This is a genomic window from Mycobacterium numidiamassiliense, assembly GCF_900157365.1.
Classification (GTDB): Bacteria; Actinomycetota; Actinomycetes; order Mycobacteriales; family Mycobacteriaceae; genus Mycobacterium; species Mycobacterium numidiamassiliense.
On the sequence record NZ_FUEZ01000004.1, the window covers coordinates 519,332 to 543,476 of the forward strand.

Genomic DNA, 24,145 nt, shown 5'->3' on the forward strand with positions numbered 1-24,145 from the left:
GTGACGGCTGATCCGCTCGCCCCGCTGATGGATCTCCCCGGCGTCGCCGAGGCGAGCGACGAGGCGCGTGCGGCGCTGGGCCGAGCGCATCGGCACCGGGCGAATCTGCGGGGCTGGCCGGCGTCGGCCGCCGAGGCCGCGTGGCGGGCGGCGCGCGCCTCCTCGGTGCTCGATGGGGGGCCGGCGCGACTTGACGATGTCGCGGAGCCGATCGGCGATCCGGTGTTCGGCGGGGCGTTGCGGGTAGCCCAGGCATTGGAGGGCGGCGGCGGCGCCCTCGTCGGTATCTGGGAGCGAGCGCCGTTGCAGGCCCTGGCCCGCCTGCACATGCTGGCGGCGGCGGATCAGGTTGGTGACGACCGACTGGGCCGCCCGCGTGCCGACGCCCAAGTGGGACCGCGGCTGGAGCTGCTCGCCGAATTGGTCACCGGGCGCACGCGCGCGTCGGCGCCGGTGGTCGCCGCAGTGGCGCACGGCGAGCTGCTGACGCTGAGGCCATTCGGCAGCGCCGACGGCGTCGTCGCTCGCGGGGTGTCACGCCTGGTGACGATCACCAGCGGGCTCGACCCGCACGGACTGGGCGTGCCGGAGGTGAGCTGGATGCGTAAACCCGTGGAATATCGTGATGCCGCAAGGGGATTCGCCGATGGCACGCCAAGCGGCCTGGCGGCCTGGCTGCTGCTGTGTTGCCGGGCGATGCACGACGGCGCGCAGGAGGCGTTGTCGATCGCCGAGTCGGCGACGAACAGGTAGAGCGGGCGGCGTACCGAAATGTTCGGTCCGCCGCCCGCGAGCACGGAACTCGGTTACCAAGCGTGCATCTTTGGGTTACGTGGGTGGCCTCGGCGATCTTGCGCTTCGTCTGGCTGCGACCCCACCCAAGGGGTCGTCGACACCGTTCCGATTTTCGCAATTACGCAGGCCCGCAACACTTCTGCCATTATCGCGGCTATGACTCCGCGTGGGTGCCGGGTACCGTGCTGGGTGCCCGGATTGGGAGATGGATCCTTCTCTTCCGGATCGACCTTGGCCTTACCGGGCTGCCGTGGTTCCTTTGTACTCCTGCAGCCTTAGCACAGCAAGGCCCAATTCTGTGAATGTTGCCAATCCGTAGCCCGCTGCGGGCTTAAAATGTTTGCTATCAGCGTGATTGGATTTAGAGCGCGAAACGGCGCAGCACCGAGTAGGTGACCGCTCCGGCCGCCAGTGCGCTGATCCCCACCGCCGCGGTCGTCGCGATCGCGGCACCCGACGGCGCCGGAATCCGGTCCCGCAGCGATACCGGTCGCGAGAAGCTCAGCACCGGCCAACCGCGCTCGGTGGCCTCTCGCCGCAGGCCCCGGTCCGGGTTGACCACGCTGGGGTGGCCGACGGCTTCGAGCATCGGCAGGTCGGTGATCGAGTCGGAATAGGCGTAGCAGTACTGCAACGGGTAACCCTCGCGGGCCGCCAGCTCGCGGATGGCCTGCACCTTGCCTTCGCCGTAGCAGTAGAACGCGACCTCGCCGGTGTACTTCCCGTCCTCCACGACCATCCGCGTCGCCATCGCATGGGTCGCGCCGAGGGCCCGGGCGATCGGCGCCACGATTTCCTCCCCGGATGCCGAGACGACGACCACGTCACGGCCGCACAACTTGTGGGCGGCGATCAGGTCGGCGGCCTCGGCGAAGACCAGCGGCGTCACGATGTCGTGCAGCGTTTCGTTGACGATTGATTTCACCTGCGCGACGTCCCAACCGGTGCACATGTTGGTCATGTGGGTGCGCATCCGGTCCATCTGGTCATGATCGGCACCAGATAGCAGAAAGATGAATTGCGCGTAGCTCGACTTGAGCACGGCGCGTCGATTGAGCAGTCCCTGGTTGAAGAACGGTTTGCTGAACGCCAGGGTGCTGGACTTGGCGATGATCGTCTTGTCCAGGTCAAAGAAGGCCGCAGTGCGGGCGCTGGAGCCGGCGGGTGCCGCTGTTTGCTGCTGCGCGGGCGAGTCGGAGACGGTCACGGACACAGCATAGGTCCGTGATCGGACGGGCCTGCGATATCGCGCGCAAAACGACCGCTCAGGCGGCTGCGGCGGGCGGGGTCGGCGGCGTTTTTGCGGCTCAAAGTGACTTTTGAATAAAATTGGAACTTGCGACACCGCCCACTGTCGTGTGTATAGTAAGCATTACTCGGCCTGAGCCGAGGGTGTATCAGCCCGACCCCCCGGGGCTGATGCACGACGACCTCCGCCTCCTCCCCCCCTGGCGGGGGTCGTCCCTTTTGTGGGGTGTTTTTCTCCGGCGATTTGCGGGCTCGGCCAAGCCGTCCGCGCGTTGCGGAGACCATGGGATTCCTGGTCTAAATGTTCGCCAGCCCGACGTCTTTGTGCACACTCGCGTCTCTCTCCACATATCCCGGTTTGGGACTGGTGTCCCAAGGTCACGACCCGGATGGTGGGTGAATGACCAGCGGCGGCCGCGGTAGCGCGGCGGGTTCCAAGGGCTCCTCCGGTGTGCTGGCGGTGCTGACCGATGCGCAGTTGCGCGACGAACTGGACCGGGTGGCCGCGGCCGTCGGCGTTCGGGTGGTCCACGCCGGGGGTTCATCGATGAGCCGCAAGACTTGGGCGGCGGCCGCGGCGGTGGTGCTCGATGCGGCGGCCGCGGACCGGTGTGGTCGGGCCTCGCTACCGCGGCGCGCACACGTCACCGTGCTCACCGCCGGTGAACCCGCGACGGCGACGTGGGCGGCGGCCGTCGCGGCCGGCGCGCAGCACGTGCTGAGGGTGCCGGGCCAAGAAGACGAGTTGATCCGCGGCCTTGCCGAGGCTGCGGAGTCGGCGCGTGACGATGGTCCGCGCGGTGATGTCGTCGCCGTGATCGGCGGTTGCGGCGGAGCCGGCGCGTCGGTCTACGCGGTCGCCCTGGCGCTGGGCGCCGCCGACGCGCTGCTGGTCGACCTCGATCCGTGGGGCGGCGGGGTCGATTTGCTACTGGGCGGCGAGACCACCGCGGGTCTGCGCTGGCCCGACTTGGCGTTGCGGGGCGGCCGGTTGGTCTGGCCGGCCGTGCGGGAGGCCCTGCCGCGGCACCGGGGGATCAGCTTCCTGTCGGGTACCCGGCACGGCTACGAGCTGGACGCCGGGCCGGTCGATGCGGTCGTCGATGCCGGCCGCCGCGGGGGAGTCACTGTCGTGTGCGACCTTCCCCGCCGCCTGACCGATGCCGCGCAGGTCGCGCTGGACGCCGCCGATCTTGTCGTGGTGGTCAGCCCATGTGATGTCCGGGCGTGCGCGGCGAGTGCGGCGATCACCCCGGTGCTGACGGCGATCAATCCCAATCTCGGCCTGGTCGTGCGCGGGCCGTCCCCGGGAGGACTGCGCGCCAGCGAGGTTGCTGACATCACAGGCCTGCCCTTGCTGGCGTCGATGAGAGCGCAGCCGCAACTCGCCGATCAGTTGGAACACGGCGGTCTGCGAGTGGGGCGACGGTCCGCGTTGGCGGCGGCCGCCGAACGGGTGCTCGCCGTCCTGCCCCACGGATCACTGCAGCGAGGGAGGGCGGCGTGAGTGATTCGTTGATTGAACGGGTGCGCGAGCGGTTGGCTGCCGAAGCCGCCCCGCTGGGCTCTTCCCTGCGGCCCAATGTGGTCGCCGCCGCTATCCGGGCCGAGTCCGGCGGGGTGCTGGGCGATACCGAGGTCCTGGCGAATCTGCGAGTGCTGCAGACCGAGTTGACCGGCGCCGGCATCCTCGACCCGCTGTTATGCGCCGAGGGCACCACCGACGTGCTGGTCACAGCCCCCGACGCGGTCTGGGTCGACGATGGAACCGGCTTGCGACGCAGCCAGATTCGGTTCGCCGACGAGGCGGCCGTGCGGCGGTTGGCGCAGCGGCTGGCGTTGGCCGCTGGCCGGCGTCTCGACGACGCGCAGCCGTGGGTCGACGGCCAGCTGGCCGGTTTCGGCGCCGGAGGTTTCGCGGTGCGCTTGCACGCGGTGCTGCCGCCCATCGCGGCCGAAGGCACCTGCTTGTCGCTGCGGGTGCTGCGGCCGGCCACCCAGGATCTGGCGGGCCTGGCCGCGGCCGGCGCGATCGAGCCGCGTGCCGCCGCCCTCGTGGATGACATCATCGCGGCCCGGCTGGCGTTCCTGGTGTGCGGTGGCACGGGCGCCGGCAAGACAACGTTGTTGGCCGCGATGCTGGGCGCCGTGTCGCCGCGCGAGAGGATCGTTTGTGTCGAGGATGCAGCCGAACTGGCACCGCGGCATCCCCATCTGGTCAAGCTGGTTGCGCGCTGCGCGAATGTCGAGGGCGTCGGCGAGGTTCCGGTGCGCCAGCTCGTGCGGCAGGCGCTGCGGATGAGGCCCGACCGCATCGTGGTCGGCGAGGTCCGGGGTGCCGAAGTCGTCGACCTGCTGGCGGCGCTGAACACCGGCCATGACGGGGGCGCGGGCACCGTGCATGCCAACAATCCGGGTGAGGTCCCCGCCCGGCTGGAGGCGTTGGGCGCACTCGGTGGTCTCGATCGGGCCGCGTTGCACAGCCAACTCGCCGCGGCGGTCCAGGTGCTGCTGCACGTCGCCCGCGACCGCAATGGTCGCCGCCGACTGGCCGAGATCGCGGTGCTGCGTCACCTCGACTCGCACGTGCGGGCCGTCACGGTGTGGCACGCGGACCGCGGCATGACCGACGATGCGGGTGAGCTGTACCGCCTGCTGCGCAGCCGGCGGTCCGCGTGACCGGAGTGACGGGCGCGGCGCTGGCATTGTCGTTGGCGCTCTTGGTCTTTCCGTCATCACCGCGGCGACGGCTTGGCGCGGCCGGCCCGCCTGGGCGCCGGGTTCCCTTCGGCACGCAGGGCGCCGCCGGCGTGACGGCCGCCGCCGTGCTTGTCGCCGCGATGCTGCTGCCACCGACGACGGTGCTTGCCCTCGCGGCAGTCGTGGCAACCGCCGGCCTGCGCTACCGCCGCCGTCGCCGAATCCGGCTCGCGACCGACGAGGGCCGAACGCTGGAAGCCGCGCTCGACGTGCTCGTCGGCGAACTACGCGTGGGTTCTCACCCGGTGCGGGCGTTCGGAGTCGCCGCCGAGGAAACCGCCGGCGGGGTGGCCGTGGCGCTGCGCGCGGTCGCGGCCCGCGCCGAATTGGGCGCCGACGTCACGGCCGGGCTGCGGGCCGCGGCCCAATCGTCAGCCCTACCAGCGCAGTGGGACCGAATCGCGGTGTGCTGGCAGCTGGCCAGCGAACACGGGCTGTCGATCGGGACGCTGATGCGTGCCGCGCAGCGCGATATCGCTGAGCGACAACGGTTCTCGGCGCGCGTGGCAGCGGGGATGGCCGGAGCGCGCGCGACCGCGGCGATACTGGCCGGGTTGCCGGTGCTGGGTGTGCTGCTCGGCCAGCTGATCGGGGCCAGGCCGCTCAGCTTCTTGCTGAACGGGCATGCGGGCGGCTGGCTGTTGCTGGGCGGCGCGACGCTGGCGTGCGTCGGGTTGCTGTGGGCGGATCGCATCACCGAGCGCGCCGGGTCCGCGACGTGAGCGCGGCGTCGGTGTTGCTGGCCGTCGCGCTGTGGATCTGTCCGGGACCGTTGGTGGTGCGGGCCCGCGCCGGAGTTCGCACCGACAGGCATCGGCCCCGGGCGCGGCCGGTGTCCGGCTCGGACCCACTTGCCGTCGCCTCGAGCCTGGATGTCCTGGCCGTGTGCCTGGTCGCAGGCATGGCGGTGTCGACGGCCGCCGCGGCGACGGCCGCATCCGCACCACCGGCACTGGCCCGGGTACTGCGCCGCGCTGCCGACCTGTTGGCGCTGGGCGCCGATCCTGCTGTGGCATGGGCAATTTCGTCTGAGGCAGCACGCAGCTCGGTCGACGACCACACCGATGCGCTGTTGCGGCTGGCGCGGCGTTCGGCGTCATCGGGCACGGCGCTGGCCGCTGGCGTCGCCGACTTGGCCGACCAGTCTCGGCACGACGCGGCGCACGCGGCCAGTGCGGCCGCCGAGCGGGCGGGGGTGTTGATCGCCGGTCCACTCGGGCTGTGTTTTCTGCCGGCGTTCGTGTGCCTGGGCATTGTTCCGGTGGTGGCCGGGCTGGCCGGTGATGTCTTGCAATCGGGGTTGCTGTGACGGGTACGCGGCCACTACAGGGGAGGGGATCTGTTGCTCATCAACATGTTTCGCGCATTTGCGGTTCGGATCACGGTGCTGGCCACCGACGAGTCGGGTATGTCCACCGTCGAATATGCCATCGGCACGATAGCGGCCGCCGCATTCGGCGCCATTCTCTACACCGTCGTCACGGGCGACTCGATCGTGTCGGCGTTGACCAACATCATCGGCCGTGCGCTCAACACCAAGGTCTAGTCGGCTGTGCCGGCGCGAGCACGGTCGAGGCGGCCTTGGCAATCGCGTCGCTGGTCGTGGTGCTGGTGCTGTGTCTTGCTGGGGTCACGGCGGTGTCGATGCAGGTCCGGTGTGTGGACGCCGCCCGTGAGGCCGCCCGGTTGGCCGCGCGCGGTGACGAACGCTCTGCGGTCGACGCGGCGCGCCGTCTCGCGCCGAGTGGAGCGCGCGTCCAGGTACACCGCGATGGCGACTTCCTGGTCGCGACCGTCGAGGTTCATTCAAAACTATTGCCCGCGTTGGCTATTGCGGCCCGCGCGGTCTCTGCGGCCGAGTCCCGGCAATGATCGCGGCTCGGCGACCGTGCTGGCGGCCGCCATGGTCGCGGTGCTGTTGTGCGTCACCGGCGCCGGCGCATATCTCGGCTCGGCGGTGGTGGCACGCCATCGTGCACAGGCGGCCGCCGACCTTGCCGCGTTGGCCGCCGCCGCGCGGTTGCCCGCGGGCGGGGCGGCGGCCTGCACCCGCGCGACCGCGGTGGCCCGCGAGATGCGGGTCGACGACCTACGATGCCGGATAGACGAACTGGACGTCGTGGTTACCGTCGCGGTCGTTGTGGTGATCGTCGGTGTGGCACGAGCCGCGGCGCGAGCCGGACCGGTCGACGCGCCGTAGTCGCTGGCCTAGTCCGAGTCCTTGGGTAGTCCTGCCGCGTCGACTTCCTCGTCGGTGGGCAACCGCAGCGACACCAGCCCGGCATAGGTATCCGGTTCGAGTTCGACCTGGTTGACCGTGACGTGCACCGGCACCCAATTGCCGTCGAAGCCGCGCATCCGCAGGACGCGGCTGGTCGAGCCCTTGCTGAATTCCGCGGTCATGGACGTCATCTGATGCACGTCGTCGGGATGGACCTTCGGCTTGTCTGCGCTGGCGCCGCGCCAGTCGTAGAACGTGCACGGCTCGTCAAGCCATTTCAGCAGGGTCCAGTTATTGAGGTCGACGAGTGCCCGGTGGACGCCGGCCTCCTGCAGTCCGTGAAGAATTCGCAGCGCCAGATCGTCGGTGGACACCGTCGGGCCCTTCATCTCGGCCCGCCAGTTCATCGCCCGGGCGACGAGATGGTCCCGACCGTCGGGGCCTTTCTCCAGTGCACTGCGCCCCACAAAACCGATCCGGATGTGGTTTCCTTGCCAGTCGGTGAGATCCCAAGTGCTGCATAGTGTTTGGCCAGGCTCGGCCCGGACCGCCATGGCGAGAACCTTGGTCTCGTTGGGATTGAGTTCGCGCGACGGCATGTCTTCGGCAAAAGCTCTGCCGAAGGTGAGTTCGACGTCCGCGTTCTTACCGTTGTTGGCCAGCGACTCCCTGGTATCGGTGGCCACGCCGAGGGTCAGGTCCCACTTCAGCGGACCCGGAATCGGCCGCTCCGGCGGTTCCTCGTCGGAAGGACCGGTCCACACATGCACGCCGTGCACGCGCCCGTCCGACATCACCACCGGTTCGGTACGGATGACGCGGTCGCGCTTGGGAGTGATGCTGGTCAGACTCTGACCGGTCTGCATCGACTCCGTAATCGCTGTTCGGACCGCGGAGAGATGGGGACTGCGGCGCAGGAATGTGGTGATCGGTACGAGGTTCTTGAGTTGTTGCCCCTGCGCAACCACGGCGGGTTCGCCCCCCAGAGTCTCCACGAGCAACCAGTCGTGGGCCATGCGATCAACTTTAGGCCGCCGCTATGTGATTTGGGGCCGCCCTGGCAAGCGATTCGGTTTGCATAGGCCAACGCGACCTTGATAGCTTTCTGCTGCGCCCGCCTGGTCGGGAGTTGCGAACAGGCCGTGTTGACCGACCGTTCGCCGCGCTGTGCGACGGCACGCTGGCATTTCTTTAACGAAGAAGAGGTGCGTTTCCCTAGCGGCCGCCGCGATGCAGATCCGTGGAGGTCGACCGTCGAGGGGTCGGTCGCCATCCGCAGGACTGCGCCGCGCTGCAGCTACGGCAGCTGCGCAAGGACCAGCCGAAGCACCCGCACGGCACCCGCCTTGTCCAATGGGTCGTTGCCGTTGCCGCATTTCGGGGACTGCACGCAGGAGGGACACCCCTTGGGGCATTCGCACGCCTCGATGGCCGCGGCCGTCGCTCCCAGCCAGGTGCGGGCCTGCCGGAAGCCACGTTCGGCGAACCCCGCCCCGCCCGGATAGCCGTCGTAGACAAAGACACTGGGCAGGCCAAGCGGATCGGGGCCGACCGCGGTGGACAATCCGCCGATGTCACCACGGTCGCAGCTCGCCACCAGCGGCAGCAGGCCGATGGCCGCGTGCTCGGCGGCGTGCAACGAGCCGGAGATCTGCAGCGCGTCGATACCGTTGTCGGACAATGCATCCGGTGTGATGGTGTACATGACCGCAGTCGTGGACAGCGTGTGTTGCGGCATCTCGAGCTCGATGAAGTCGATGACCTCTCCGGAGAGCAGCCGACGCAGATAGCCCATCACCTGATGGGTGACAGTGACCGGGACCAAACCCAGGGTGACGGGGCCATACGTCAGGCGTTCTCCGCTGCCGGTGAGTTCGATGTCGGTGATTTCGCGTGCGAACGTCGCATAGCCGGGGTCGCCGGCGCGCACGAACGCGATTCCCTCCTCGAGGTCCAGGGAATCGACGACATAGCTGTCGCCCTGGTGCAGGTACACCGCGCCCGGATGCACCGACGCCGGAGCCTGGCCCACCCCGGTGCTGCCCAGCAGCCGCCCATTGTCGGACTCCACGATGACGATCTGGCCCCCCACTGAGCCCCGGATATCCACCGCGCCATGCGGTTCAAGGCCGGGCACGGGGAAATATTTGTCGTTGCGGCGGCGCAGCAGCCCGTCGTCGACCAGGCCTTCGGCCACCTCCGCCGCACCCAATTCCCGGATCTCCGTGACATCGAGCGGGAATTCGGTTGCGGCACAGAGGAGTTGAGGTCCGAGAATATACGGGTTGGCCGGGTCGATGACCACGCGCTCGACCGGCTTGTCCAGCAACGCGGCCGGATTGTGCACCAGATACGTGTCCAGCGGATCGTCGCGGGCGATCAGCACGACCAACGCCCCCTGGCCGCGGCGCCCCGACCGGCCGGCCTGCTGCCAGAACGACGCGACCGTCCCAGGAAAACCGGCGAGCACCACCGCGTCCAGCCCGGCGATGTCGACCCCCAATTCCAGCGCGTTGGTGGTGGCCAGGCCGCGCAGCCGACCCTCGGCCAGGTCGCGCTCCAGCGCGCTGCGGTCTTCGGCGAGATAACCGGCCCGATACGACGCCACGGTCCCCGCCAGATCGGGGGCGATTTCGTCCAGCCGCGCCCGGGCTCCCAGCGCGGTCAATTCGGCCGCGCGCCGGGACCGAACGAACGTCAGCGTCTGGGCTCCCTCGGCGATCAGGTCCGCCATCACCCGCGCGGCCTCGGCACCCGCGGAGCGGCGCACCGGGGCACCGTTCTCCCCGGTGAGGTCGGCGCGCAGGGCCGGTTCCCACAACGCCACGGTGCGTGCGCCCTGCGGTGAGCCGTCGTCGACGACCTCCTCGACCGGAAGCCCGATGAGCTCGGAGGCCGTCGTACCCGGCGAGTCCGTCGTCGCGCTGGCGAAAATCACCGTCGGCGCGGCGGAGTACCGCGCGCACAGCCGCAGCAGACGGCGCAGCACCATCGCCACGTTGGAGCCGAAAACGCCACGATAGTAATGACATTCGTCGACCACCACGAAGCGTAGGCCCCGCAACAGCACGGCCCAGCGGGCATGATTGCGCAGGATCGACAAATGGATCATGTCCGGGTTGGAAAACAGCCACCGGGAGCGTTCCCGGGCGAAGCGCCGAATCTCGGCGGGACTGTCACCGTCGTAGGCGGTCGGTGCGACTGCGAAACCTGGAGAAGCCAGGCGCGGAACGGCGGACGTCAAGGCGTGCGCGGCACGCAACTGATCGTGGCCGAGCGCTTTCGTTGGCGACAGGTACAGCACCCGGGCCCGGGGGTCCGTCGCGAGGGCGTTGAGGACCGGAAGCTGGTAGGCCAGGGACTTGCCCGAGGCGGTGCCGGTGCTCACCACGACGTGACGGCCTGCGTAGGCCAGCTCTGCGGCCTGCGCCTGGTGTGACCACGGGGCGCTGATGCCGCGCTCGGCAAAGGCGCGGACCACGTCGGGTTCGGCCCAGGTCGGCCAGCTGTGCGGCCTGCCGCTTCGGGAGGGCAGCTCGGCGACGTGGCGCAGCGGGTGTTCGCCCGTCGCGCTGCCGGCGACCGCGACGGCAAGCAAATCGCTGCCGAAACTCGCCACGTCGTACCCTCCAAGAATCCGTCGAGCATAGAAGTCTGTCGCCGACGCTACGAACGTGGTTGGATGATGGCGGTCGCAGCTTCTGTGTTCGTGTCAAACTTTCGCAGGATCAACGTTGCGACCGCGGTTCCTGCGAGGTTATCGGTCGGGTGAAGTTCCGGCGACTCTGCGAGGTATGGCGGTCGTACTCGGCGCCCGGGGCTTCGAAAGGCGATGCCCCGCACACCCGAAGTAAAGGAAATATCGAGAAATGCCACAGGGAACTGTGAAGTGGTTCAACGCGGAGAAGGGGTTTGGCTTCATCGCCCCCGAAGATGGATCCGCGGATGTTTTTGTCCACTACACGGAGATCCAGGGTTCGGGCTTCCGCACCCTTGAAGAAAATCAGAAGGTCGAGTTCGAGATCGGCCACAGCCCTAAGGGCCCCCAGGCCACCGGAGTCCGCTCGGTCTAGACCGAGCAGATTCCCCACGAATCCCCCCGTGCTGCCCCGCTTAGCGGGTTCCGGCGGGGGGTTTTCATTTCTTATTCACTCTCGGGCAATCTACGTCAGCCTGCCTGAAGGCGAGCACCGCCGGCCTGGCTTACTGTCGGTGTGGTGAGCCAGCTTTCCTTCTTCACAGCGGAGTCGGTGCCGCCCGCGGTCGCCGATCTTTGTGGGGTGCTGGCGGCCTCCGGCCAGATCGTGACGGTCGGCGCGGCCGATGTGCTGGGTGCGCGGCTCTCGGTTGTGGTGGATCGGCTCTGGCGCGCCTCGGCGCTGGCCGAAATGGTCCGGGAAGCGGGGATGGTGCCCGAGATCGGCACCACCGAGGAGGGCACACCCCTGGTGCGGACGGCTGTCGACCGCTCGTTGACGACGATCGCGGTGGAATGGACGCGCGGCGCGGTCAAGACGGTGCCGCCGCGCTGGCTGCCCGGCCCCCGCGAGCTGCGGGCGTGGACCCTGGCGGCCGGCGTCCCCGAGGGCGACCACTACTTACTGGGTCTGGATCCCCACGCGCCGGACACCCATTCGCCGCTGGCGTCGGCCCTGATGCGGGTCGGGATTGCGCCCACCCTGATCGGAACCCGCGGCGGTCGGCCCGCGCTTCGGATCACCGGCCGTCGGCGGCTATCGCGGCTGGTAGAGAACGTAGGGGAACCGCCCGACGACGCCGAGGCGTTGTCGCAGTGGCCCCGGGTCTAGGCCCCCGAGCCCTCGAGCTTCTGAACGCCGATCCGGGTCGTTGCGTCGAAGTTACGTGCGGGACGAACACCTGCGATTTCAGTGAGTCGGTTTGCGTATGTCTGCCCATGGGTGCGAAATTGTCAGGTGCCCGAAGGGAAGGAACGCCGGCGTATCTGAATTTCACCGGAATTTCGGACGACCGCCTGTCATTCTTCCTGCAGGGCGGTCTCGTGGGGGACCGGGAGAAGAGATGGAGCGTAAGCGCAGTTGGCTGACCCGAAGTTAGACCGCGACAGCAGCGGAAATGGCAGCCTCAGGCGACTTGTGATTGTCGAGTCGCCGACTAAGGCGCGTAAATTGGCCGGTTACCTGGGCTCCAGGTACATCGTCGAATCCTCGCGCGGCCACATCCGAGACCTGCCCCGCGCCGCGGCCGACGTGCCGGCGAAGTACAAATCAGAGCCCTGGGCCCGGCTCGGGGTCAACGTCGACGCCGACTTCGAACCGCTCTACATCATCAGCCCGGAGAAGAAGAGCACCGTCACCGAGCTGAAGGGCCTGCTCAAGGACGTCGACGAGCTCTACCTGGCCACAGACGGCGACCGCGAGGGCGAGGCCATCGCCTGGCACCTGCTGGAAACCCTGAAGCCCCGCATCCCGGTCAAACGGATGGTGTTCCACGAGATCACCGAGCCCGCCATCCTGGAAGCCGCGGCAAATCCCCGTGACCTGGACATCGACCTGGTCGATGCGCAGGAAACCCGCCGCATCCTGGACCGGCTGTACGGCTACGAGGTCAGCCCGGTGCTGTGGAAGAAGGTTGCGCCCAAGCTGTCGGCGGGCCGGGTCCAGTCGGTAGCCACTCGCATCATCGTGCAGCGCGAACGCGACCGGATGGCGTTCCGCAGCGCGTCGTACTGGGACATCGTCGCCCAACTGGACGCCAGCGTGTCCGACGCGACGGCCCAGCCGCCGACCTTCATCGCGCGTCTGACGTCGGTGGACGGCCTCCGTGTGGCCACCGGCCGCGATTTCGACTCGCTGGGCACCCTGCGCAAGGCCGACGAGGTCATCGTGCTGGGTGAGGCCGACGCGACCTCGCTGGCCACAGGTCTGCGTGGCGCGCAGCTGTCGGTGGCCTCGGTGGAGGAAAAGCCGTACACCCGCCGTCCCTACGCGCCGTTCATGACGTCGACGCTGCAGCAGGAAGCGGGCCGCAAGCTGCGGTTCTCCTCGGAGCGGACGATGAGCATTGCCCAGCGGCTCTACGAAAACGGCTACATCACCTATATGCGTACCGACTCGACGACGCTGTCGAACTCGGCGATCAACGCCGCGCGCACCCAGGCGGCCCAGCTGTACGGCGAGGAGTACGTGTCCCCGGCGCCGCGCCAGTACACCCGCAAGGTGAAAAACGCTCAGGAGGCGCACGAGGCGATCCGGCCCGCCGGCGAAACATTCGCCACCCCGGACGCCGTGCGTCGCGAACTCGACGGCGACGAATTCCGCCTGTATGAGCTGGTCTGGCAGCGCACCGTGGCTTCGCAGATGGCCGACGCCCGCGGAACCACATTGAGCCTGCGGATCAACGGCGAATCAGACGGCCGCCCAGTGGTTTTCGCGGCCAGTGGACGCACCATCACCTTCGCCGGCTTCCTGAAGGCCTACGTCGAAACCGTGGACGACCAGGCCGGCGGCGAGGCCGACGACGCCGAGCGCCGCCTGCCCAGGCTGACCGAAGGCCAGCGGCTGGGGGCCCTCGACCTCACTCCCGACGGGCACACCACCAACCCGCCGGCACGCTACACCGAGGCGTCGCTGATCAAGGCGCTCGAGGAGTTGGGTATCGGCCGCCCGTCGACGTATTCGTCGATCATCAAGACCATTCAGGACCGCGGTTATGTGCACAAGAAGGGCAGCGCCCTGGTGCCGTCCTGGGTGGCATTCGCGGTCACCGGTCTACTCGAACAGCATTTCGGCCGGCTGGTCGACTACGGCTTCACCGCGGCGATGGAGGACGAGCTCGACGCCATCGCATCGGGCAACGAGCAACGCACCAACTGGCTCAACAACTTCTACTTCGGCGGCGAGCATGGAGTGGCCGACTCGGTGGCACGGTCCGGTGGCCTCAAGAAGCTGGTCGGCGTCAACCTCGAGGGCATTGATGCCCGAGAAGTCAACTCCATCAAGCTTTTTGACGATGCGGAGGGCAGGCCCGTCTATGTCCGGGTCGGCAAAAACGGGCCTTACCTGGAACGCACGATCACCGGCGACGACGGTGAACCCAAGCCGCAGCGGGCCAATCTCAAAGACGAGCTGACGCCCGACGAGCTGACCATCGAGGTGGCCGAGGAGCTGTTCGCCACGCCCCAGGAGGGGCGCGTGCTGGGCGTGGACCCGCAGACGGGTCACGACATCGTCGCCAAAGACGGCCGATACGGCCCGTATGTGACCGAGGTGCTGCCCAAGCCTGACGACGACGGCGAGGCCGCGCCGGCGAAGAAGGGCAAGAAGCCCACCGGGCCCAAACCCCGAACGGGCTCGCTGCTGCGCACCATGGACCTGCAGACCGTGACGCTCGAGGACGCACTCAAGCTGCTCTCGCTGCCCCGCGTTGTCGGCGTGGACCCGGCCACGAACGAGGAAATCACCGCACAGAATGGACGCTACGGCCCATATCTGAAGCGCGGCACCGACTCTCGATCGCTGAGCACCGAAGACCAGATGTTCACCATCACGCTCGACGAGGCGCTGCAGATCTACGCCCAGCCGAAACGTTCTGGGCGACAAAGCGCTTCGGCGCCCCCATTGCGCGAGCTGGGGACCGACCCGGTGTCGGGCATGCCAATGGTGGTCAAGGACGGGCGATTTGGGCCGTACGTCACCGACGGCGAGACCAACGCCAGCCTACGCAAGGGCGACGACGTGTTGTCGATTACCGACGAGCGTGCGTCCGAGCTGCTGGCCGATCGACGTGCCCGTGGCCCGGCGAAACGTCCCGCCCGCAAGACCACCCGAAAGGCGCCGGCGAAAAAGACGGCCGCGAAAAAGGCGGCCAAGCGCAGCTAGTGCCGGTCTAGTAGCCGGGGCCGATGGCCTCTGAGGACGGTTCCTTCGCGGCGGCCCTGGTGATCCGTCCGTCCCCGCTGGGCGCCAGCTTTACCGGGCGGGCCAGCTGTGTGGGTGCGGAGCGACCGCGCAGCTCGACGATCTCGCCGACGTCCCAGCACAGGGCCTCGGCATCCAGCGCGCCGCTGACCGCGATCGCCGACGCGAGCACGTGCCCGGACTCGAGTTTGGCCAGCTCGGTGAGCCGCGCCGCCTCGTTGACCGGGTCGCCGATCACGGTGTACTCGAAGCGGGCCTGCGCGCCGATGTGGCCGGCGATGGCCCGCCCGGATGACACCCCGATGCCGAATTCCGCCGAACCGATCACCGGGAGGAGCGCGTCGTGCAGCTCACGGGCCGCGGTTAGCGCACCGCCGGGCGCATCCGGGTGTTCGATGGGCGCGCCGAAGATCGCCAGCGCCGCGTCGCCCTGGAACTTGTTGACGAAGCCGCCGTGCTTGGCGACGGTATCGACGACGACCCGGAAGAACTCGTTGAGCAGGTGCACCACCTCGGCGGGCGGGCGGCTGGCGGCAAGTTGAGTGGAGCCGACCAGATCCACGAACAGCACCGCGACGTCGCGCTCCTGGCCACCCAACTCGGTGCCGCGCTCCAGCGCCCGGCGGGCCACGTCCTCGCCGACGTACCGACCGAACAGGTCGCGCAGCCGCTGCCGCTCGGACAGGTCGCGCACCATGTCGTTGAAGCCGGCCTGCAGCAGACCGAGCTCGCTGGCGTCGTAGATCTGCATGTGCGCGTTGAAGTTACCGCGCTGCACCTCGCTGAGCGCCCAGCGCAGCTGACGCAGCGGGTCGGCGATCGACATGGCCACCAGCAGCGTGCTGACGAAGCCGATGGCAAGCGCCGCCAGGGCCAGCAACAGGATGGGGGTGAACAACCGCTCCGGGGGGGCATGCAGCAGGGAGGCCTTGTCGGCCACCACGGCCAGCACGATCGCCAGGACCGGCACGGCGGTGGACAGCGTCCAGGTCAGGAGTTGGCGCAGGATGACGCCGGGGGCCTTGACGTTCTCGGGTACACCGCTGCGCAGCGCGGCGACCGCCACCGGGCGTAGCACCCGCTCCGATTGCAGGTAGCCGATGATCGCGGTCGCGGCGGCACCCAGCGCGGTGGCGACTGTCACGACCGGCGCCGCGTACTTGGCGACCGACCAGCTGGCGATGACGAACACCACGCCGCCGATGCACCACTGCACCACGCTGGTCAGCGTTCGGTAGAAGGGCATGCGCAACGCCCGGCTGCGCGCCACCTCCGTGGCGGCCGGATCCGCCTCGCCGAGCAAGTTGTCGCGGCGCTGCCAGCGGAAAACCGGCACCAGCAGTTGTAGGTTCAGCACCCAGCCGGCAACGACCAAGACGACAAGCGACAGACCGAAGATCGTCAAGTTGAGGGTCGGCAGGTCTTGGAGTTGAATACGGTCCTGGGGCGGCAGGCCGTAGCGCAGGAATCCGAGCACGAACAGGGCGCCGATGATGTCGGCCTGCAGCATGCTCAGCGAGAACAACGGCCACGGGGTACGCAAGACCCACCGGACGAATCCGTTAATTCGCCCGGGCAGTGCTGCCCCGGTAGTCACCTGCCCACCGTATCGGTCGGGGGGGACTTGTTGGAAACCTCTAATCGCCTCGGCAAGTCGCCGGCACCTGGCAAAACACCGGAATACATCACGGAAGTGTCGCGATTGGGTGGCCGTCCGGTGGACGTCGGCCGGTGTCACTACTGTTGCCGTTGATGTCCGGAGTGTTTACGCGGCTGGTAGGCCAGCAAGCGGTCGAGGCCGAGCTGCTCAGCGCCGCGAGGGCTGCCCGCCGTGATCCTGTTCACAGCGCGGCGGATCACGGGACTATGACACATGCGTGGCTGATCACCGGCCCGCCCGGGTCGGGGCGCTCGGTGGCCGCGTTGTGCTTTGCGGCCGCGCTGCAATGCACGTCAGATGGGCAACCCGGGTGCGGGGAATGCCGTGCCTGCACGACGACGATGGCCGGTACCCACGGCGACGTCCGCCGGGTGATTCCCGAGGGTCTGTCCATCGGCGTCGGCGAGATGCGCGGGATCGTGCAGATCGCCTCGCGCCGCCCGACCACCGGGCACTGGCAGGTCGTGGTGATCGAAGACGCCGACCGGCTGACCGAAGGCGCCGCGAACGCCCTGCTGAAGGTGGTCGAGGAGCCGCCGCCGTCGACGGTGTTCCTGCTGTGTGCGCCGTCGGTGGACCCCGAGGACATTGCCGTCACGCTGCGGTCAAGGTGCCGCCACGTCGCGCTGGTGACCCCGTCGACCGAGGCGATCGCGCACGTGCTGGTCGACAGCGACGGTCTGGCCGCCGACACCGCGGAGTGGGCGGCGTCGGTCAGCGGTGGTCATGTCGGGCGGGCCCGGCGGCTGGCCACCGATCCGGAGGCCCGGCAGCACCGGGAGCGGGCGCTGGGGTTGGTGCGCGACGCCGCCACCCCGGCGCGGGCCTACGCCGCCGCCGAGGAGTTGGTGGCCGCGGCCGAGACCGAGGCGGTGGTGTTGACGGCCGATCGCGCCGAGGCCGAGACCGAAGAGCTCCGGACTGCTCTGGGCGCCGGCGGGACGGGGAAGGGCGCCGCGGGGGCCATGCGCGGTGCCGCGGGCGCCATCAAGGACCTCGAGCGACGGCAGAAGTCGCGGCAGACGCGGGCGTCGCGCGACGCGCTGGACCGGGCGCTGATCGACCTGGCGACCTATTTCCGCGATGCCCTGATGGTGTCGTCCAGCGCGGGGGCGGTGCGGGCCAACCACCCCGACATGGCCGAGCGGGTGGCGGCGCTGGCCGGCCACGCCACCCCGGAACGGCTGTTGCGCTGCATCGAGGCGGTGCTCGGCTGCCGCGAGGCGCTGGCCGTCAACGTCAAACCCAAGTTCGCCGTCGATGCGATGGTGGCCACGATCGGCCAGGAACTGCGGGATTGAAGTTGGGTGGGCACGGCCGCCTGCCGTAGACTCGTGCCGCCCGGCGTCCGGGTGTGCCGCCTTAGCTCAGTCGGTAGAGCGATTCACTCGTAATGAATAGGTCGGGGGTTCGATTCCCCCAGGCGGCTCCAACGGTTTCCCATCCCATGTTCCGGGTAGGTGAACCCCATGACGACCGCCGAACAGCCACCGCCGGAAGGCGATGAACAGCCCCCACAAAAGACCGAGGGCGACGACGAACAACCCGAGGACGAAGACTCGGACGGCTAGACCGGTGCCCCGCGATCAGCCGTTCCACGGTGATTCGCCGGCATCCCAACTGCGCTGAATCTCGGGGTAGAGGCTGTCCTGGTCGGTGGGGACCAGGCTCTTGACCCGGCGGGTCCTGTCGTCGGTCAACACCTCGGGGCGTCCCTGTTCGACCGCATCCAGTGCCTGGCTTGCGACCTCGCGCGGCGAGATCTTGGAACTGGTCACGGTGGCGGCCATGTCGGTGTCGATGAACCCGGCGTGCACTCCGACCACGAGGGTGCCCTGGCCGTGCAGCTCCACTCGAATCGCGTTGGTCAACGCCCACGCCGCCGACTTCGAGGCGCAGTAGGAGCCGTGGAACGGCGACGCGTAGAAGCTCACCACGGACAGCATGTTGACCAGGGCGCCGCCGCCGTTCACGGCCAGCACCGAAGCGAATGCCCGCGCCATGGCCAGTGTGCCGAAATAGTTGATCTCCATCTCGCTGCGGGCGGCCGACATGTCCGGCGCGGCCAAAAACGGCTTCTGCAGCAGCACACCGGCGTTGTTGATCACCAGCGACACGTCGGCGCAGTCGTGCGCGGCCGCCGCAACCTCGGCGGGGTCGGTGATGTCCAGCCGGACCGGGACGATGCGGTCATCGGTCACGTCGACCGAACCTGTATCACGAGCGCCCGCATAGACTTTCGCGGCGCCATGGTCAAGAAGCCCCTGCGTAAAAGCCTGACCGAGTCCGCGGTTGGCTCCGGTCACCAAGGCGGTGACGCCGTCGATCGGTCGAGCCAGAAGGTCCGCCATGGGTGTGTTCCTTCCTGTCGCATCTCAGTCGCATCTCAATAGTGACACCTTCGAATTCAGGCCGGGGCCAGAAAACCGACCGGTCCCGACGCGATGCACAGCGACAGCGCGGTGGTGTTGGCGCGAACGGTGATGGCGTCGCCGGCGCCCGGTACCCGGGCGAAGACGCGGTTGAGGCCCGGGTGCACCGGAACCTTGACGTCGGGCCCCTCGGTCAGCGACACCGTCATCGAGCCGTCGCTGTTGGCCAGGTAGTTGAATTCGGCGGTCCAATCGGCGGGCAGCAACGGCCCGTCCAGCTTCAGGCGGACCGGCCTGTCCGGCTGGGTGAAATAGCCGCACTGCGGCATCGGGCCCGGCGCGATGGTCCGCACCCAGGTCACCCTCGCGGCGACCAGCCGGCCCGAGCTATCGATCATCCGTAATTGTGTTGTGGCCGAAGCAAACTCGGGTCTGTTTCGCAGCAACGCGAACATGTGACTGGCCAAATTCTCCGGGTAGGCCACCCGCTGTAACACCAGCGGATCGACCTCCTGGTCGAGCAGCGGAGCGGTCGAATTCGCGTGCGCGGCAGCCAAACTGGCCTCGGCACGCTGCAGATACGGCTGCGCCGGGTTGTCGCGCCAGCTGGTCAGGAATGTCGCTGTCGAATACAGGCTGCTGGTCACGAACAATGCCGCCAACCCCGTCGTCGCGATGGCCCGTGGCGGCGAGGTGTCCAGCCAGCGCGCGCTCGCCGGCCGGTTCGGCGCCTGCAATGCCACGGCGGTCAAAAGCGCCAGCACCACAACCAGATCCGGCAGGTAGCGCAGCGTCTGCGCCAGCTCAAGGGCGGTGAACCGCGACGACCGCAGCAGATAGATAGGCACCTGGCAGGCCGCCGCATACCCCGCCGCGGTCAGCCACACCGCGCCGATGCGTTGCTTGCGGGCCAGCGACAGCGCCAGCAGCCCGATCAGCACCAGCCAGCCCAGCGCCATCGCCAGTGGCGGCGGCGTGGCCCACGGTGACGCCGGCGCCCAGCGGTCCCAGTGCCACGGCCCGCCCGCCAGCCCCGGCACGATGCCGTGGGTGATCGACCGCGACAGCAGATCCCATGTCATCGACAGGTCGAAACTCCATCGCCGGTGGTTGACCACGGCCAGATAGACCGCGACCCAGGCCAGGGTCACCAACAGGGAGGCGATCCACAACCACTTGCCGGCCCGCCAGGCGGTCCGCACCGCCGCGCGATCGCCCTGAACATGGCAGAGCAGGGCTACCACCGCGAAGGCGACGAACGGGATCACCGCGGCCTTCTCGAAGAACAGCAGCCCGCCGAAGTAGACCAGCACGCCGGTCGCCGCGTAGCGCAGGTTGGCGGTGCGCACCAGCAGGATCGCGTCGGCGCACACCCAGGCCAGCGCAGCCAGCATGGGCAGCGAGTTCAGCGCCGCCGCCCACCACGCGAACCCGGGCACCCCCAGCGGGGTGAAGAGCGCGAACGTCAGCGGAATCAGCAGCACCCACCGCCAGCCCAGGATCACCCAGAGCGCGCGCAGCAGTGCCAGCGAGGCCAGCAACTGCAGCACGACCAGGCTGATCGCCGGTCCGGTCCAATCCAGCGGCGCCAACCGGGTGATCACCCCGGCGACCAGAAAGGCGCCCGGCATCACGTGGCCGTCGTGGTCGTCGAACAGGTATGACGGCGACAGCAGGCCCTCGGTGCCGGCCTTTCCGACGAGAATCAGGTCGTCCCAGTAGAAATAGCCGCCGAACGCCAGCACCGCACGTATCCCGAGCTGCACGGCGATCAGGGCAGCGGCTGCCGCAGGGACACCCCGAACCACGGGGAACCCCCGGTATGGTGGGCCGGTGCGCGCACTGGTCACCGGGGCAGCCGGATTCATCGGGTCGACGCTAGTCGACCGCCTCCTCGCCGACGGCCACACCGTGGTGGGACTGGACAATTTCGCAACGGGTCGGGCGACCAACCTCGAGCATCTCGCCGATAACCCCGCGCACGTCTTCGTCGAGGCCGACATCGTGACCGCGGACCTCGACGCCATCCTCGACGAGCATGGGCCCGAGGTGGTGTTTCACCTCGCCGCGCAGATCGACGTGCGGCACTCGGTGGCCGACCCGCAATTCGACGCCTCGGTCAACGTCATCGGCACCGTGCGGCTGGCCGACGCCGCGCAGCGCGCTCAGGTCCGCAAAATCGTGCACACCTCGTCGGGCGGGTCCATCTACGGCATCCCGCCGCAGTATCCGACTCCCGAGGTCGTGGCATGCGATCCGTGGTCGCCGTACGCGGCGGGCAAGGTGGCCGGAGAGATCTACCTGAACACCTTCCGGCATCTGTACGGCCTGGAGTGCTCGCACATCGCACCGGCGAATGTCTATGGCCCACGCCAGGATCCGCACGGTGAAGCCGGCGTGGTGGCGATCTTCGCCCAGGCGCTGCTGTCGGGCAAGACCACCAAGGTATTCGGCGACGGCAGCAACACCCGCGACTATGTGTTCGTCGACGACGTGGTGGACGCGTTCGTCAAGGCCTCCGGGGACGCAGGCGGCGGGCAGCGATTCAACGTCGGCACCGGCGTCGAAACCTCGGACAGACAACTGCATTCGGCGGTCGCAGCGGCCGTCGGGGCACCCGACGACCCGGAGTTTCATCCGCCCCGGCTCGGTGACCTGAAGCGATCGTGCCTCGATATCGGTTCGGCGGCAAAGGTTTTGGGCTGGCAGCCGAACGTGGGGCTGGACGAGGGCGTGCGTCGCACGGTCGAGTTCTTCCGCGCCGCACACAGCTCGTAGCGCTACTCGGGCACCTGTGCGCCTTCCAGCGCGACGGCCCGGGCCAGGCGCGCGTAGCGCAACTCCAGGTCCTTGAACCGCATATACGTGCTCAGCGTGGTGAAACTGAACGCCATGATCAGCGCGTAGAGCATCAGGTCGGTGCCGCGTCGCACCCCGAACCAGTTCGCGACCACGGTGGTGTCGTCGGGCCGCAGTACGGCGTAGATACCGCCCAGCACAAATAGCACATAGCCGACCTTGACCCACGCCTTCGACCGTGAGCTCCGGCGGGAACGCAGCAGATACACCAGCAGCGCGATGATCGATCCGATCAGCAGCACCTGGATCCAGTTCATTTCTCGCTCTTTGTCATCTAGGAATCCTCCCTCGCAGGAACCCGTCGAAAATGATGTTGACGCCGTTGAGCAGGGGCTGGCCCTTGGACTTCGAGTAGTCCGTGTACAGCACCTCGACCGGCTCTTCGATTACGCGCCAATGGTTTTCGGCGATCAGCAGGACGAATTCGTTGGCGTGGCTCATCCCGTTCATGGTGATGTCGAGCCCGTCGGCGACCTTCTTGTTGAACACCCGAAGGCCGTTGTTGGTGTCGGTCAGGCCGAGCTGGCGACCGTGCGGGCTCAGCCAGGCGGCGGTGCGCAGGACAACCCTCTTCAAAAACGGTGGCCCTTTTGCGGCCGGCGGCCGGCTCCCGTCGTGGCGGGCGAACCGGGTTCCGATGACGATGTCAGCGTCGCCGGCGCCCAGCCGCTCGACCATCGCGGCCACATCTTTGACGCGATGCTGCCCGTCGGCGTCGAAGGTGGCGAAGACCTGCGCCCCGGGCTGCCTACGGGCGTACTCGACCCCGGTCTGGATCGCCGCTCCCTGGCCCAGGTTGATCGGATGGCGCACCAGATGGGCCCCGGCCCGCAGGGCGATCTCCCCGGTGCCGTCGCGGCTGCCGTCGTCGACGCACACGACGTGGTCGAAGACCGAGCGCACATCGGCGACGACCTCACCGATGACCGCAGCTTCGTTGTAGGCGGGGATGATGATCCAGACGCCGGAATATTGCGTTTCGATGCTCCCAAGGTTAGCCAGGATCACCCGGTTGAGCGTCCGACGCGCGTCAGGGCGACCAAGTGCACGCCGATTCCGACCAGCGGGCCGCACAGCAGGGCGACGATGGTGCGAGTCTCCAGCGCCCACGGCAGCAGCAGCAACAGTCCCGATGCGGCCGTCGCGCCGACCCAGCCCAGCGAGTAGGCGCGATGCAGCGCGGCCGCGACCGCAGCGGCGCCGGTGAGGGTCAGCATCGCGATCGCCACCGCGGCCGCAGTCAGCCAGGCCAGCAGCGCGCCCCGGGCGTCGTACTGCGCCCCGAACGCGACCCGCAGCAGCCAGGGCCCGACGACGCCGGCCAGCAGCACCCCGATCGCCCCGATGCCGGCGATGATCGCCGCCGGTGTGATCAGGGCGCGCAGCCGGTCGGTGCGTTCGTCGACGAAATGAGCGATGAGGTTGCCTTGCATGGCGGTCAGCGGCACCAGCAGCGGCGCGCGGGTCAACGTCACGGCCAGGATGATCACGCCGCCCTGGGCGCCGAGTTCGCTGCTGGTCAGTTTCAGCAGCACCGGGAAGCCCATCACCAGGATCGCGCTGGCGCCGGCCGCGGTGATCGAATGCGCGGTGCCGCGCAGGAAGGTCGACATGCCGCCCTGCGTCAGCAGGCGCGATGTCGCGCGTGCTGCCGGCGAGGCGAGCAGCACGATGAGCCAGGCGAGCGCTCCACCTACGGTTGCCCACAAGAATCCCGTCAGGCCCCACCCGATCACGAAGGTGGCCGCGGCGATCATCACCCGGATGGACGCATCGGTCACCATCAGCGCCCCGTATTGGGTCCACTGGTTGGCTCCGGCCAGCATGCCGAGCAGCGTGGCGTGCAGGCAAAACCCGGCCAAGCCGACGGACAGCAGTGCCACCGACAGCCAGCGCTCCTCGACGAACACCCGCCCACTCCACAACGGCGAGCTGGCGGCGATCACGACGGCCGCGGCCACCCCGACCACGGCGGCGACCCGCAGCGGATGCGTGCGCGGTCGCCCGGAGTCGGGCGGGCTCGCCGGTCCGTTGCCGTTGAGCATCGACCGGATCTCTCGGGTGGTTTCCTGCAGCAGACCGTTGGCGGCGCCGGTGACCAGCCCGAATGCGCCCCAGAACACGCCGAAGATGGAAAAGCCGCTGGGAGCCAGGTCACGCGCGGCCAGATAAACCACCGCGTATCCGCACAGTGCCGTCAGCGCGGTCGCGGCACCGACCCTGGCCACGCTGGCACGCGTGAGTGGGGACGACGTGCCGCCGACTTCGGTCACCGTGAAGATACTAAGTGCGCCGGCACGCAAGCCCCGCGATGTCGATCGGCTTCGCTATT

The 24,145-nt window shown here is 68.5% G+C and carries 22 protein-coding genes and 1 tRNA gene; 14 read left to right on the plus strand and 9 right to left on the minus strand.

What is annotated here, in order from left to right:
• Positions 1–753, plus strand: coding sequence for an oxidoreductase (locus MNAB215_RS10905; protein WP_077078878.1), 753 nt, complete (start codon positions 1–3; stop codon positions 751–753).
• A 403-nt stretch (positions 754–1,156) separates the two neighbouring features.
• On the opposite strand, the gene MNAB215_RS10915 is transcribed toward MNAB215_RS10905, so the two are convergent.
• Positions 1,157–2,002 (minus strand): HAD-IB family hydrolase, encoded by an 846-nt coding sequence (locus tag MNAB215_RS10915; RefSeq protein ID WP_077081922.1) that lies wholly within the window; start codon positions 2,000–2,002, stop codon positions 1,157–1,159.
• 501 nt (positions 2,003–2,503) lie between these two features.
• On the opposite strand from MNAB215_RS10915, the gene ssd reads away from it, so the two are divergent.
• The 7 genes from ssd to MNAB215_RS10955 are packed head-to-tail and all read left to right on the plus strand — an operon-like array spanning position 2,504 to position 7,003.
• Entirely contained in the window at positions 2,504–3,550 is a 1,047-nt protein-coding gene (gene ssd, locus MNAB215_RS10925; RefSeq protein ID WP_108637749.1) for a septum site-determining protein Ssd, read from the plus strand.
• Positions 3,547–4,722, plus strand: a complete 1,176-nt coding sequence (locus MNAB215_RS10930; RefSeq protein WP_077078881.1) for a TadA family conjugal transfer-associated ATPase — start codon at positions 3,547–3,549, stop codon at positions 4,720–4,722. The genes ssd and MNAB215_RS10930 overlap by 4 nt, the downstream gene beginning before the upstream one ends.
• Positions 4,719–5,525 (plus strand): type II secretion system F family protein, encoded by an 807-nt coding sequence (locus MNAB215_RS10935; protein WP_077078882.1) that lies wholly within the window; start codon positions 4,719–4,721, stop codon positions 5,523–5,525. Before MNAB215_RS10930 ends, MNAB215_RS10935 begins: the two co-directional genes overlap by 4 nt.
• Entirely contained in the window at positions 5,522–6,112 is a 591-nt protein-coding gene (locus MNAB215_RS10940; protein WP_217348928.1) for a type II secretion system F family protein, read from the plus strand. The genes MNAB215_RS10935 and MNAB215_RS10940 overlap by 4 nt, the downstream gene beginning before the upstream one ends.
• 30 nt (positions 6,113–6,142) lie before the next feature.
• The gene (locus MNAB215_RS10945) at positions 6,143–6,349 is read left to right on the plus strand and encodes a DUF4244 domain-containing protein (RefSeq protein WP_108637609.1); all 207 of its coding nucleotides are present in this window, start codon (positions 6,143–6,145) and stop codon (positions 6,347–6,349) included.
• 35 nt (positions 6,350–6,384) lie between these two features.
• Positions 6,385–6,675, plus strand: a complete 291-nt coding sequence (locus MNAB215_RS10950; RefSeq protein ID WP_077078884.1) for a TadE family type IV pilus minor pilin — start codon at positions 6,385–6,387, stop codon at positions 6,673–6,675.
• A 16-nt stretch (positions 6,676–6,691) separates the two neighbouring features.
• The gene (locus MNAB215_RS10955; RefSeq protein ID WP_245830250.1) at positions 6,692–7,003 is read left to right on the plus strand and encodes an Rv3654c family TadE-like protein; all 312 of its coding nucleotides are present in this window, start codon (positions 6,692–6,694) and stop codon (positions 7,001–7,003) included.
• An 8-nt stretch (positions 7,004–7,011) separates the two neighbouring features.
• Here the strand turns inward: MNAB215_RS10955 and MNAB215_RS10960 are convergent, their stop codons facing one another.
• On the minus strand, positions 7,012–8,040 hold the full coding sequence (locus MNAB215_RS10960; protein ID WP_077078886.1) for a PAS domain-containing protein: 1,029 nt from the start codon (positions 8,038–8,040) through the stop codon (positions 7,012–7,014).
• Between the two features lie 281 nt (positions 8,041–8,321).
• Positions 8,322–10,643 carry a DEAD/DEAH box helicase gene (locus MNAB215_RS10965; RefSeq protein ID WP_077078887.1) on the minus strand — a complete coding sequence of 774 codons (2,322 nt, stop codon included), beginning with the start codon at positions 10,641–10,643 and terminating at the stop codon, positions 8,322–8,324.
• A gap of 250 nt (positions 10,644–10,893) precedes the next feature.
• On the opposite strand from MNAB215_RS10965, the gene cspA reads away from it, so the two are divergent.
• The 3 genes from cspA (at position 10,894) to topA (ending at position 14,883) form a co-directional block, all read left to right on the plus strand.
• Complete coding sequence (gene cspA / locus MNAB215_RS10970; protein WP_007166602.1) at positions 10,894–11,097, plus strand: cold shock protein CspA; 204 nt, start codon at positions 10,894–10,896, stop codon at positions 11,095–11,097.
• A gap of 144 nt (positions 11,098–11,241) precedes the next feature.
• Positions 11,242–11,832 carry a hypothetical protein gene (locus tag MNAB215_RS10975; protein ID WP_077078888.1) on the plus strand — a complete coding sequence of 197 codons (591 nt, stop codon included), beginning with the start codon at positions 11,242–11,244 and terminating at the stop codon, positions 11,830–11,832.
• 249 nt (positions 11,833–12,081) lie between these two features.
• Positions 12,082–14,883, plus strand: coding sequence for a type I DNA topoisomerase (gene topA / locus MNAB215_RS10980; RefSeq protein ID WP_077078889.1), 2,802 nt, complete (start codon positions 12,082–12,084; stop codon positions 14,881–14,883).
• A 7-nt stretch (positions 14,884–14,890) separates the two neighbouring features.
• On the opposite strand, the gene MNAB215_RS10985 is transcribed toward topA, so the two are convergent.
• Positions 14,891–16,564, minus strand: a complete 1,674-nt coding sequence (locus MNAB215_RS10985; RefSeq protein WP_245830435.1) for an adenylate/guanylate cyclase domain-containing protein — start codon at positions 16,562–16,564, stop codon at positions 14,891–14,893.
• A gap of 110 nt (positions 16,565–16,674) precedes the next feature.
• Here MNAB215_RS10985 and MNAB215_RS10990 point away from each other — a divergent pair, with 110 nt between their 5' ends.
• Positions 16,675–17,883 (plus strand): DNA polymerase III subunit delta', encoded by a 1,209-nt coding sequence (locus MNAB215_RS10990; protein WP_077081924.1) that lies wholly within the window; start codon positions 16,675–16,677, stop codon positions 17,881–17,883.
• Between the two features lie 55 nt (positions 17,884–17,938).
• Positions 17,939–18,014: transfer RNA gene (locus tag MNAB215_RS10995), tRNA-Thr, on the plus strand.
• A gap of 154 nt (positions 18,015–18,168) precedes the next feature.
• On the opposite strand, the gene MNAB215_RS11000 is transcribed toward MNAB215_RS10995, so the two are convergent.
• A complete protein-coding gene (locus MNAB215_RS11000; RefSeq protein ID WP_077078891.1) occupies positions 18,169–18,933 on the minus strand; it encodes an SDR family oxidoreductase in 765 nt (254 codons plus the stop codon).
• Between the two features lie 56 nt (positions 18,934–18,989).
• The gene (locus tag MNAB215_RS11005; RefSeq protein WP_245830252.1) at positions 18,990–20,822 is read right to left on the minus strand and encodes a hypothetical protein; all 1,833 of its coding nucleotides are present in this window, start codon (positions 20,820–20,822) and stop codon (positions 18,990–18,992) included.
• Here MNAB215_RS11005 and MNAB215_RS11010 point away from each other — a divergent pair.
• On the plus strand, positions 20,788–21,732 hold the full coding sequence (locus MNAB215_RS11010; RefSeq protein ID WP_077078893.1) for an NAD-dependent epimerase/dehydratase family protein: 945 nt from the start codon (positions 20,788–20,790) through the stop codon (positions 21,730–21,732). The genes MNAB215_RS11005 and MNAB215_RS11010 overlap by 35 nt on opposite strands.
• A 2-nt stretch (positions 21,733–21,734) precedes the next feature.
• Here MNAB215_RS11010 and MNAB215_RS11015 read toward each other — a convergent pair whose 3' ends face one another.
• The 3 genes from MNAB215_RS11015 to MNAB215_RS11025 are packed head-to-tail and all read right to left on the minus strand — an operon-like array spanning position 21,735 to position 24,095.
• Positions 21,735–22,070, minus strand: coding sequence for a DUF2304 domain-containing protein (locus MNAB215_RS11015; RefSeq protein ID WP_077078894.1), 336 nt, complete (start codon positions 22,068–22,070; stop codon positions 21,735–21,737).
• 13 nt (positions 22,071–22,083) lie between these two features.
• Positions 22,084–22,815 carry a glycosyltransferase family 2 protein gene (locus tag MNAB215_RS11020; RefSeq protein WP_077081925.1) on the minus strand — a complete coding sequence of 244 codons (732 nt, stop codon included), beginning with the start codon at positions 22,813–22,815 and terminating at the stop codon, positions 22,084–22,086.
• 2 nt (positions 22,816–22,817) lie between these two features.
• Complete coding sequence (locus tag MNAB215_RS11025; RefSeq protein ID WP_425436534.1) at positions 22,818–24,095, minus strand: hypothetical protein; 1,278 nt, start codon at positions 24,093–24,095, stop codon at positions 22,818–22,820.
• Positions 24,096–24,145 lie beyond the last annotated feature (50 nt).

Excerpts from the sequence above, each read along its gene's own strand:
- MNAB215_RS10960 (WP_077078886.1), bottom strand. The coding sequence starts at position 8,040 with ATGGCCCACGACTGGTTGCTCGTGGAGACTCTGGGGGGCGAACCCGCC.
- cspA (WP_007166602.1), top strand. The coding sequence starts at position 10,894 with ATGCCACAGGGAACTGTGAAGTGGTTCAACGCGGAGAAGGGGTTTGGC.
- MNAB215_RS10990 (WP_077081924.1), top strand. The coding sequence starts at position 16,675 with ATGTCCGGAGTGTTTACGCGGCTGGTAGGCCAGCAAGCGGTCGAGGCC.
- MNAB215_RS11000 (WP_077078891.1), bottom strand. The coding sequence starts at position 18,933 with ATGGCGGACCTTCTGGCTCGACCGATCGACGGCGTCACCGCCTTGGTG.
- MNAB215_RS11005 (WP_245830252.1), bottom strand. The coding sequence starts at position 20,822 with ATGAATCCGGCTGCCCCGGTGACCAGTGCGCGCACCGGCCCACCATAC.
- MNAB215_RS11015 (WP_077078894.1), bottom strand. The coding sequence starts at position 22,070 with ATGAACTGGATCCAGGTGCTGCTGATCGGATCGATCATCGCGCTGCTG.